9 protein-coding genes are annotated in these 10,899 nt (G+C 72.5%); 8 read left to right on the top strand and 1 reads right to left on the bottom strand.

Going from position 1 to position 10,899, the window contains the following annotated elements:
* The 4 genes from AR3_RS20565 to ilvC all read left to right on the top strand — a co-directional run.
* A partial coding sequence (locus tag AR3_RS20565; protein ID WP_157406717.1) for a putative bifunctional diguanylate cyclase/phosphodiesterase occupies positions 1-957 on the top strand: 957 nt, incomplete at its 5' end.
* Between the two features lie 100 nt (positions 958-1,057).
* Positions 1,058-3,037 carry an acetolactate synthase large subunit gene (locus AR3_RS20560; RefSeq protein ID WP_281179286.1) on the top strand — a complete coding sequence of 660 codons (1,980 nt, stop codon included), beginning with the start codon at positions 1,058-1,060 and terminating at the stop codon, positions 3,035-3,037.
* 5 nt (positions 3,038-3,042) lie between these two features.
* A complete protein-coding gene (gene ilvN, locus AR3_RS20555) occupies positions 3,043-3,567 on the top strand; it encodes an acetolactate synthase small subunit (protein ID WP_067915891.1) in 525 nt (174 codons plus the stop codon).
* A 124-nt stretch (positions 3,568-3,691) separates the two neighbouring features.
* Positions 3,692-4,675 (top strand): ketol-acid reductoisomerase, encoded by a 984-nt coding sequence (gene ilvC, locus AR3_RS20550; protein WP_067915889.1) that lies wholly within the window; start codon positions 3,692-3,694, stop codon positions 4,673-4,675.
* Positions 4,676-4,788: 113 nt separating this feature from the next.
* Here the strand turns inward: ilvC and AR3_RS20545 are convergent, their stop codons facing one another.
* On the bottom strand, positions 4,789-5,580 hold the full coding sequence (locus AR3_RS20545; protein ID WP_067915887.1) for a hypothetical protein: 792 nt from the start codon (positions 5,578-5,580) through the stop codon (positions 4,789-4,791).
* Between the two features lie 111 nt (positions 5,581-5,691).
* Between AR3_RS20545 and AR3_RS20540 the strand changes: the two genes are divergently transcribed.
* From AR3_RS20540 to serA, 4 genes are all read left to right on the top strand, one after another.
* Positions 5,692-6,279 carry a PadR family transcriptional regulator gene (locus AR3_RS20540; RefSeq protein WP_067915885.1) on the top strand — a complete coding sequence of 196 codons (588 nt, stop codon included), beginning with the start codon at positions 5,692-5,694 and terminating at the stop codon, positions 6,277-6,279.
* Positions 6,280-6,387: 108 nt separating this feature from the next.
* Positions 6,388-7,863, top strand: coding sequence for a DUF2079 domain-containing protein (locus tag AR3_RS20535; protein ID WP_067915883.1), 1,476 nt, complete (start codon positions 6,388-6,390; stop codon positions 7,861-7,863).
* A gap of 361 nt (positions 7,864-8,224) precedes the next feature.
* The gene (locus tag AR3_RS20530; RefSeq protein ID WP_227023136.1) at positions 8,225-8,869 is read left to right on the top strand and encodes a thymidylate synthase family protein; all 645 of its coding nucleotides are present in this window, start codon (positions 8,225-8,227) and stop codon (positions 8,867-8,869) included.
* Positions 8,870-9,196: 327 nt separating this feature from the next.
* Positions 9,197-10,786: a phosphoglycerate dehydrogenase gene (gene serA, locus AR3_RS20525; RefSeq protein WP_067915879.1), complete on the top strand. Its 1,590-nt coding sequence runs from the start codon at positions 9,197-9,199 to the stop codon at positions 10,784-10,786.
* Positions 10,787-10,899: the final 113 nt, after the last annotated feature.

Genomic DNA, 10,899 nt, shown 5'->3' with positions numbered 1-10,899 from the left:
GCCGAGCGGCGGCTGCGGCGCAGCGCCGCCGACCTGATCCGCAACGGCGACCTGGCCATGGCCCGCGCCAAGGAGCTGGGCGGGGGGCGCGTCGAGGTGTTCGCCCCGCACATGCACACCGACGTCGTGCGCCGGCTGGAGCTGGGCAGCGACCTGCAGCGGGCCCTCGCCGAGGAGCAGTTCGCCGTGGAGTTCCAGCCGGTGGTGGACCTGGCGACGTCCCGCGTCACCGGGGTGGAGGCGCTGGTGCGCTGGTGGCGGGGCAGCGAACCGGTGCCGCCGGAGGAGTTCATCGGCCCGGCCGAGGAGTCCGGCCTGATGATCCCGCTGGGGGACTGGGTGCTGCGCGAGGCGTGCCGGGAGGTGGCGCGCTGGCGCCGCGACTCCTGGGACGTCGGCGTGTCGGTGAACTTCACCGCCCGGCAGATCGCCGCGCCCGGCTTCGTCGAGTCGGTCGCGGCCGCCCTGGAGGAGACCGGGCTGCCGCCGCAGGCCCTCACCGTCGAGGTGCGGGAGGAGGTGCTGGTCGAGGACGCCGGGCAGAACGTGGAGCGGCTGTCGGCGCTGCGCGACCTGGGCGTGCGGCTGGCCATCGACGACTTCGGCACCGGCTACGCCTCGCTGGCCTACCTCGGGCAGCTGCCGGTGGACGTCCTCAAGATCGACCCGTCGTTCGTGGCGGGGCTGGGCTCGGACGAGACGCTCACCCTGCTCACCCGCACCATCGTGCGGCTCGGCAGCGATCTCGGGCTGACCGTGGTGGCCGAGGGCATCGAGCGCCCCGAGCAGCTGGAGCTGCTGCGCGAGATGGGCTGCCCGCGCGGCCAGGGCTACCTGGTGGCCCGGCCGATGGCCGCCGGCCGTGTCGAGTCGCTGGTGCGCACCAACCTCAAGGGCGCCGCCGACCCGGGCGACGTGACGCTGCCGCTGCAGGACTCCGCGCTGTCCGCCGGGTGACCCGCGCCGCGCCGAGCCCGCTGACCTGCGCGGACGGAGCGGAGGCGGTCAATTTTCCGTCAAGGACCGTCTCACATGGTGAGATAAACCGTCCGACCATTTGACTCGGGGACGCGGCGTCCGCGAAAGTGAGGTCCGTGCAGAGCATGTCCCGCATTCTCGTAGTACTTGGTCGGCGCGCAGGCTGACCAAGTCGCTTCGTCCTGCGCGCTTCCCTCGACCGCATCCGGCGGCGGGGGTTTTTTGTTGGCCGCGCGACCCTCGAACCGGCCGCGACCGGCGAACCGGGCCTTCGACGACCCGGCCACACGGACTCTCCCCAAGGAACAGGAACATGACGACCGAACAGATGACGGGAGCCGAGGCGCTGATCCGCGCTCTGGAGAACGTCGGCGTCGACACCGTGTTCGGCATCCCGGGGGGCGCCATCCTCCCGGCCTACGACCCGCTGTACGACTCCAAGAAGCTCCGTCACATCCTGGTGCGGCACGAGCAGGGCGCCGGGCACGCGGCCCAGGGGTACGCCATGGTCACCGGCAAGGTCGGCGTCTGCATGGCCACCAGCGGACCCGGCGCCACCAACCTGGTCACCGCGATCTCCGACGCCTACATGGACTCGGTGCCGATCGTGGCGATCACCGGCCAGGTGGCGACCCCGCTGATCGGCACGGACGGCTTCCAGGAGGCCGACATCTCCGGCATCACCATGCCGATCACCAAGCACAACTTCCTGGTCACCCGGGGCGACGAGATCGCCCGCACGATCGCCGAGGCGTTCCACATCGCCTCCACCGGGCGCCCCGGGCCCGTGCTCGTCGACATCGCCAAGGACGCGCTGCAGGCCACCGTCGAGTTCAGCTGGCCGGTCCCCCTGCAGCTGCCCGGCTACCGTCCGGTCACCCGGCCGCACTCCAAGCAGGTGCGCGAGGCGGCACGGCTGATCGTCCAGGCCAAGCGGCCCGTCCTGTACGTCGGCGGCGGCGTGCTGAAGGCCAAGGCGTCCGCCGAGCTGAAGGTGCTGGCGGAGCTGACCGGCGCGCCCGTCGTCACCACGCTGATGGCCAAGGGCGCGCTGCCCGACAGCCACCCGCTGCACATGGGGATGCCCGGCATGCACGGCAGCGTCGGCGCGGTCGGGGCGCTGCAGCGTTCGGACCTGCTGGTCGCCATCGGCACCCGGTTCGACGACCGGGTCACCGGCCAGCTGTCCACGTTCGCCCCGGAGGCCAAGGTCGTGCACGCCGACATCGACCCGGCCGAGATCTCCAAGAACCGGCACGCGGACGTCCCGATCGTCGGGGACGCCCGCGAGGTGATCGCCGACCTGATCGTGGCGGTGCAGGCCGAGCACGAGGCGGGCAACCGCGGCGACTACGAGGACTGGTGGCGCCAGCTGCGCGCCTGGCGCGAGACCTACCCGCTCGGCTACGACCACCCCGCCGACGGGTCGCTGTCGCCGCAGTACGTCATCGAGCGCATCGGCAAGATGGTCGGCCCCGACGCGTACTACGTGGCCGGCGTGGGGCAGCACCAGATGTGGGCGGCGCAGTTCATCAAGTACGAGCGGCCCGGCGCGTTCCTCAACTCCGGCGGCGCGGGCACCATGGGCTACGCCGTCCCGGCCGCCATGGGCGCCAAGGTCGCCGCGCCGGACGCGCAGGTGTGGGCGATCGACGGCGACGGCTGCTTCCAGATGACCAACCAGGAGCTGGCCACCTGCGCCATCGAGGGCATCCCGATCAAGGTCGCGGTCATCAACAACGGCAACCTGGGCATGGTCCGGCAGTGGCAGACGCTCTTCTACAACGAGCGCTACTCCCACACCAACCTGCACAGCCGCCGGATCCCGGACTTCGTCAAGCTGGCCGAGGCGTACGGTTGTGTCGGGCTGCGCTGCGACCGCGCCGAGGACGTCGACGCCACGATCGCCAAGGCCATGGAGATCGACGACGCTCCGGTGGTGATCGACTTCATCGTCCACCACGACGCCATGGTCTGGCCCATGGTCGCCGCGGGAACCAGCAACGACGACATCAAGATCGCTCGGGACATGGCCCCCGACTGGGAGAACGGAGACTGACCGCGATGAGCCTGCACACGCTGTCGGTGCTGGTGGAGAACAAGCCGGGCATCCTGGCGCGGGTGGCGTCGCTGTTCTCCCGGCGCGGGTTCAACATCGAGTCGCTCGCCGTGGGCACCACCGAGCACCCGGACATCTCCCGCATGACGATCGTGGTCAACGTCGAGGAGCTGCCGCTGGAGCAGGTGACCAAGCAGCTCAACAAGCTGATCAACGTGCTGAAGATCGTCGAGCTGGAGCCGTCGTCGTCGGTGCAGCGCGAGCTGGTGCTGGTGAAGGTGCGCGCCGACGCCGAGACCCGCTCGCAGGTGCTGGAGACCGTCCAGCTGTTCCGCGCCAAAGTGGTCGACGTGGCGCCGGAGGCGGTCACCATCGAGGCCACCGGCAACCGCGACAAGCTGGATGCCCTGATCCGCGTCCTGGAGCCCTTCGGCATCAAGGAACTGGTGCAGTCGGGCATGGTGGCCATCGGCCGCGGCGCCCGGTCCATCACCGACCGGTCGCTGCGCGCCCTGGAGCGCAGCGCCTGACCTCGCGTCCGGCGCGCGCCTCACCCGGAACCGCGCGCCGGACGCCGCGTCCCGCGGGACGCGGCGCCGCCCCTGAAAACCGAGCAACACCATGTGAAGAAAGGCAGCAGCAACAGTGGCTGAGATGTTCTACGACGACGACGCGGACCTGAGCGTCATCCAGGGGCGGCACGTGGCCGTCATCGGGTACGGCAGCCAGGGCCACGCGCACGCGCTGTCGCTGCGCGACTCCGGCGTGGACGTGCGCGTCGGCCTGCGCGAGGGCTCGGCCAGCCGGGAGAAGGCCGAGGCGGAGGGGCTGCGGGTGCTCACCCCGGCCGAGGCCGCCGAGGAGGCCGACCTGATCATGATCCTGGCGCCGGACCACCTGCAGCGCGGGATCTACGAGCGGGACATCAAGCCCGCCCTCGTCGAGGGCGACGCGCTGTTCTTCGGCCACGGCCTCAACATCCGGTACGGGCTCATCACGCCGCCGGAGGGCGTCGACGTGTGCATGGTCGCGCCCAAGGGCCCGGGCCACCTGGTCCGCCGCCAGTTCACCGCGGGCCGCGGCGTCCCGGTGATCGTGGCGGTGGAGAAGGACGCCTCCGGCGGCGCCTGGCCGCTGGCCCTGTCGTACGCCAAGGCCATCGGCGGGCTGCGCGCGGGCGGCATCAAGACCACCTTCGCCGAGGAGACCGAGACCGACCTGTTCGGCGAGCAGGCGGTGCTGTGCGGCGGCGTCTCCGAGCTCATCAAGACCGGGTTCGAGGTGCTCATCGAGGCCGGCTACCAGCCGGAGGTGGCCTACTTCGAGTGCCTGCACGAGATGAAGCTCATCGTGGACCTCATGTACGAGGGCGGCCTGTCCAAGATGTACTGGTCGGTGTCGGACACCGCCGAGTACGGCGGCTACACCCGCGGTCCGCGCGTCATCAACGCCGAGGCGAAGGCGGAGATGAAGAAGATCCTCGCCGAGATCCAGTCCGGCGAGTTCGCCAAGGAGCTGGTGGCGGAGTTCGACGGCGGGCAGGTCCAGTTCGGCAAGTTCCGGCAGGAGCTGGCCGAGCACCCGATCGAGAAGACCGGCGCCAAGCTCCGCCCCATGATGAGCTGGCTGAACGACTGAGCGGAGCGCGAGGGGCCGTCCCCGGCCGACGGGGGCGTCCGCCTCTGCACGTGCCCGCCTGCGGGCTCGGTTCCGGTGTGCGCCGGGCCGAGCCCGCAGTGCTGTGCGGCGCCCTACCGGCGGATGAGGCGGTGGAGCATGCGGACGTGCATGGGGACGCGGCGCGGAGTGCTTTTCACCGTGATCGCCAGGTGGTCGCCGCGGGTGAAGTAGACGGTCGCCTCCGTGGAGGGGCCGAGGAGGCGCCGCTGGGGATCGGTGCCGACCTTGGGGCCGCGGACCGTGCCGCAGCGCGCCTCGCGGCGGATCCCGAGAGCCTCGGCGGCCACGAAGACGTCCCAGCGTCCCGGACCCGCGTCCGTGACGTCGACGCACGCGGTGAAGCCCGCCTCGTCCGACTCGGCGGGGAAGTGGTGCTCCACCCCGGAGCGGCGTTCCCGCAGGATCAGCGCGACCTTCGTCTCGCGGGCCTGGACGCGCTGCACGGCGGCGTGCCCGCGCACCCGCAGCCGTCCGCCGCCCTGCCAGCCGACCGCGTCCAGCCGGTGGTCGAGGCCGATCTCGTCGGTGACGTCGGCGTCCTGGCGGGGCACGCCGCGCAGGTACGGGTAGACCGCGTACACCCGGCCGCCCACCACGACCGTGCCGACCTCCACGCCCTCGACCTCGTCGCGGACGAGGCGCTCCAGCTCGTCCTGGAGGCCGTTGCGGATGCAGAAGGCGCGCATCCGGTACGCGGCGGGCAGCGCGGAGCGGTCGGCGGCGTCGGCGAGGCCGCCGTCGGCGAGCATCCGGCGCGTCCCCGCCGCCATGCCGCGCCGCGCCGCGGCGTCCAGGTCCAGGAACCGGTGGTCGTAGAGGCGCAGCAGGTCGCGCAGAAGGCTGGTGGCGGAGTCCGGGGTCACGGTGGCTACGTTAAGGGCGCCGGTGATCGGCCGCTGCGAGGCGGGCGCCGCGTGTCGTTCACTGCATACGCGGTATTGCCTCGCGCGTACGCCGTATGCCAGCGTTGGGCCATGTCGATCCGCCACGGCCTCCTGGCCCTGCTGACCCGGGGTCCCCGCTACGGCTACCAGCTGCGCGCCGAGTTCGAGGCGTCCACGGGCGCGACCTGGCCGCTCAACATCGGACAGGTCTACTCCACGCTGTCGCGGCTGGAGCGCGACGACCTGGCGACCCGGGTGGGCGCCGACGACGAGGGCCGCTTCGTCTACCGCATCACCCCCGCCGGGCAGGAGTCCGTGCGACGGTGGTTCGCCACCCCGGTGGCCCGCGCCGACCGCCCCCGCGACGAGCTGGCCATCAAACTCGCGCTCGCCGTCACCACGCCGGGCGTGGACGTCCGCGCGGTCGTGCAGGCTCAGCGCACCGCCACGCTGCGCACACTGCAGGACCTCACCCGGCTCAAGGGGGACGACGAGCGGATCCCGGACGCGCCCGGGGAGCGGGCGTGGCAGTTGGTGCTCGAATCGATGATCCTGCAGGCGGAGGCCGAGGTGCGGTGGCTGGACCACTGCGAGGAGTACCTGCTGCGCGCCGAGAAGGCCGGCTCCGCGGCGGGGACGGAGGCGGACGCCCGCGACCTGGCCGCGACGGAAAGCTGACCGCCGGGGACGCGGCCTCGGCGCCGATGGGCTGAGGGGACGGCCCCGTCGCGCTCATGCGTCCTCGCCGGGGGCTGGCGGCGGCGGACGCTGGTAGCGTCCTGGCACGTGGCGGAGGCGGTTGCGGGGCGGGACGCGACTGGCGCGATCCGGCGGGCGCAAGGGGAGCGGCGGCTCGCGGGCGGGCCCGTCCCGCTGGGCGCGATGGTCGCGGGGGCGGCCGCGCTGTACGCGGCGTACTCCCTGCTCCGGCTGCGGACGTTCCGCGCCAGCACCTACGACCTGGTGATCTTCGACCAGGCCGTGCGGTCCTACAGCCGGTTCGGCGCGCCGGTCGCCCTCGTCAAGGGCGTCCACAACGACTTCGGCCCCGACTTCTCGGTCCTCGGCGACCACTTCTCGCCGATCCTCGCGCTGCTCGCGCCGCTGTACTGGATCCACGACGGGCCCGCCACGCTGCTGGTCGCCCAGGCGGTGCTGTTCGCCGCGGCGATCGTGCCGGTCTGGCGGTACGCCCGGCGCCGTCTGGGGACGCGGGCCGCGCACTGCGCCGCGGCCGCCTACGCGCTGTCATGGCCGATCGCCGAGGCGCTGGCGTTCGACTTCCACGAGGTGGCGTTCGCGCCGCTGCTGTCGGCGCTGATGGTGGAGCGGTACGACGCGGGACGCCGCGGCCAAGCCCTGCTCGCCGCGGCCGCCCTCTTGCTGGTCAAGGAGGACATGGGGCTGCTGCTGGCGGGGTTCGGCCTCTTCCTGCTGACGCGGCGCGGCGAGCGCCGGATCGGAGCGGGCCTGATCGCCGCCGGCGCGGCGGCCGTGTGGGCGTCGTCGCGGGTGCTCATCCCCGCGTTCGGCGGCGACGCCGACTACTACTGGGCGTACCGCGCGCTGGGCGACGATGTGCCGGACGTCCTCCTGCACCTCGTCTCGCGCCCCTGGGACGCGGTGACGGTACTGGGCACCCCGCCGGTCAAGCTGTGGACGATGGCGCTGCTCGTCCTGCCGCTCCTGCTGCTGCCGCTGCGCTCGCCGCTCACGCTCGCCGTCCTGCCGCTGCTCGCCGAACGCATGCTGGCCAGCGAGTTCGGCAACTGGTGGGAGCCCAAGTACCACTACAACGCCTTCCTGATCGCCGTGCTGGTCATGGCGGCCGCGGACGGCGCGGCGCGGCTGCGCCCCCTCCTGGACCGGCCGCGGTTCCGCCTGCCCGCGGCCGCGGCCCTGCTGGCCGCGACGGCCGCGACCGTCCCGTTCTTCGCCTTCGGCGACCTGGTCGACCCCTCGACCGTCCGGCGCGACGAGCGCGCGAGCGCGGCGGCCGCGGCGGCGGCCCGGGTGCCCGACGGCGTGCTGGTGGAGTCGGCCAACCGGATCGGTCCGGCCCTGTCGGCGCGCGCCCGGGTGCTGCTGTGGGACGAACGGCCCCGCGGCGCCCCGTGGGTGGTGGCCGACGTCGAGCGCCGCACGTTCCCGTTCCGCTCGCTGGACGACCAGCGCCGCCGCGTCGACGCGCTGATCGCGTCCGGCTACCGGGAGGTGTTCCGCGCGGGCGGCTATGTCGTCCTGCACCGCCCGGAGCGGTGAGCCGCGCCATTTGGGGCCGGCCCGCATTCCGCGGTCATCCGACGGATCTGTAAGACCGGCCGGTCACGATCGTCAGAAAGCCGGTGGAGGTCGACTCCGACAATTCACCCTACCGTTTGCGTGATTTTTGGTCGATACTGGAAGAAAACACCGACGGTGATCGAGCGACGCCCCGTGCACCAGCGCTAACACGGGTCGTGGCCCACGTTCGCCGTGACGCTTGGGGCGGATGTCATGAGTGGCGATCATTTTCCGTGCGGGCGCGGCGGCCCGGTGACAAATTGCGGCCGCCCAATGCCGGTGGGAGATATTTACCCGATTCCGGTGGCGCGGGGGGCCAATTGCGGTGAGGAGTCGTGACGTGGCCGCGGGGGAGGAGCGGTCCGTCCGGCGCTGGGACACCTGCGGAGAGGCCTGGATCGGGGTGCTGCGGCACGTCTGGACCGCCGGAGAGGCCGGCATGGAGGATCGGGGCCCCATCATCGAGGCGCCCCCGGTCGTCTTCGAGGTCACGTCGCTGACCTGGGAGGACCCGATCCTCCGGCGGCACGGGGATCCGGCGGGCGCGCCGCGCGCGGGCGAGGGGCGGCGCCCGCGCGTCCCCGCGCCGCCGGAGCGCGAGCGCACCCGGCTGGGCGACCCGCAGGGCGCCGACCGGATCCGCTGGGTGGTGGACCTGCTGCGCGCCCGGCCGTGGACGACCAGCGCGTGGATCTCCCTGGCCGTTCCGAGCGAACCCGGGGACGCCGTCACCTGCCTGGTCGCGCTGTCGTTCCGCATCCGCGGCTACCAGCTGATGATGACGGCGATGTTCCGGGCGCAGAACGTCTTCCGGGGCTACCTGGCCTACGTCCCGCTGCGGGACGTCCAGCAGGAGGTCGCCGAGGAGCTGGGGCTGCCCGCGGGGCCGATGCGGGTGTTCGTCGACGTCCCGTATCTGCGGGTCGCCGACGCCGAGCGCGTCGCGCGGATCCTGACCGCGCTGCCCGAGTTCAACGCCGCCTGAAGGCGGGCTGCCCGCCGGCGCGGGGAAGCGGTCCCGATTGCGCGGACCCTGAGGTCGTGAGCGGTACGGGGGCGGTCGGGGCGCCGGCAGTACAGGCGCGCGGATAGGCACGCGGATAGGCGCGCGGACGGCGCCGCGACCGGCGTTCGCGGACGGTCCGCGCGGCGACGGAGTCGTGCATTCCGGGCGTATACGGACGTGTGTCCACCGGCCGTCGGGCCGCCGCGACCGGGGGTCTAAACTCAGTAGGCGCGGGGGCACGACGGGGTGACTCGCGATCTTCATCTGCCCGACATCTTCCGCCCGACATCTTCCGAAGGATCTTCCTTGAGCAAGCCTGTCGTCCTCGTCGCAGAAGAACTCTCCCCGGCCGGAATCGCCGAGCTGGAGGCCGACTTCGAGGTCCGGCACGTGGACGGGTCCGACCGCGCGGCCCTCCTGCCCGCCGTGGCCGACGTCGACGCGCTCATCGTGCGCAGCGCCACCAAGGTCACCGCCGAGGTGTTCCAGCACGCCGCCAAGCTGCGCGTGGTGGCCCGGGCCGGGGTGGGCCTGGACAACGTCGACGTGGAGGCCGCCACCAAGGCGGGGGTGATGGTGGTCAACGCCCCGACCTCCAACATCGTCACCGCCGCCGAGCACGCGATCGCGCTGCTGCTGGCCACCGCCCGGAACGTTCCGCAGGCCCACGGGGCCCTCAAGCAGGGAGAGTGGAAGCGCTCCAAGTACACCGGCGTCGAGCTCCAGGGCAAGACCGTCGGCGTGCTCGGCCTCGGCCGGATCGGCGTGCTGGTCGCCCAGCGGCTGGCCGCGTTCGACATGAACGTCATCGCCTACGACCCCTACGTGCAGGCGGCCCGCGCCGCCCAGTTGGGCGTCCGCCTGGTCGGGCTGGAGGAGCTGCTTCGCGAAAGCGACTTCATCACCGTCCACCTGCCCAAGACCTCCGAGACGATCGGCCTGATCGGCGACCGCGAGCTGCGCATGGTCAAGCCGACCGTGCGGATCATCAACGCCGCGCGCGGCGGCATCGTCGACGAGGCGGCCCTCGACCTGGCGCTCAAGGAGGGCCGGGTGGCCGGGGCGGGCCTGGACGTGTACAGCACCGAGCCGTGCACCGACAGCCCGCTGTTCCACCACGACAACGTGGTGGTCACCCCGCACCTCGGCGCCAGCACGCACGAGGCGCAGGAGAAGGCGGGCACCCAGGTGGCCCGGTCGGTCCGGCTGGCGCTGGCCGGCGAGTTCGTGCCCGACGCGGTCAACGTGCAGGGCGGCGCGGTCGCCGAGGACGTCAAGCCCGGCCTGCCGCTCGCCGAGAAGCTCGGCCGCATCTTCACCGCCCTCGCCGGCGGCGTGCCGGTGCGGCTGGAGATCGTGGTGCGCGGGGAGATCGCCCAGCACGACGTCAAGGTGCTGGAGCTGGCCGCGCTCAAGGGCGTCTTCGCCGACGTGACCGAGGAGTCGGTGACGTTCGTCAACGCCCCGCTGCTGGCCCGCGACCGCGGCGTCGAGGTCACCCTCAGCACCACCGAGGAGAGCGCCGACTGGCGCAACGTCGTCCAGGTGCGCGGCACCATGGCCGACGGCACGGTCGTGTCGGTGTCCGGCACGCTCACCGGGCCCAAGCACCACGAGCGGATCGTGGAGATCAACGGCTACGACATGGAGCTGTCGCCCACCGACCACATGGCGTTCTTCTCCTACACCGACCGGCCCGGCATCGTCGGCGTGGTCGGCCGGCTGCTCGGCGACCAGGGCGTCAACATCGCGAGCATGCAGGTGGGCCGGGACGCCAAGGGCGGCACCGCGCTGATCGCCCTGACCGTCGACTCGGCCATCCCCGCCCAGCTGGTCGACGTGATCCGCGACGAGATCGGCGCCGAGATGGGCCGCCGCGTCGACCTCGACGGCTGACGCGGGACGGCTGACGGACCCTTCGAAGGCGGGCCGGGCGGCGCGACGCCCCTCGGCCCGCCTTCGCCGTTCCCGCGGTCCGGAATCTCGCCGGCCGAGACCCTGCAAGCCCA

Source organism: Actinomadura rubrobrunea NBRC 15275 (assembly GCF_001552235.1).
In the GTDB taxonomy this organism is placed as follows: Bacteria; Actinomycetota; Actinomycetes; order Streptosporangiales; family Streptosporangiaceae; genus Spirillospora; species Spirillospora viridilutea.
This window is presented reverse-complemented; position numbering and strand designations above follow the sequence as displayed.

Coding starts and splice junctions, on each gene's coding strand:
- ilvC (WP_067915889.1), top strand. CDS start 3,692: ATGTTCTACGACGACGACGCGGACCTGAGCGTCATCCAGGGGCGGCAC.
- ilvN (WP_067915891.1), top strand. CDS start 3,043: ATGAGCCTGCACACGCTGTCGGTGCTGGTGGAGAACAAGCCGGGCATC.
- AR3_RS20540 (WP_067915885.1), top strand. CDS start 5,692: ATGTCGATCCGCCACGGCCTCCTGGCCCTGCTGACCCGGGGTCCCCGC.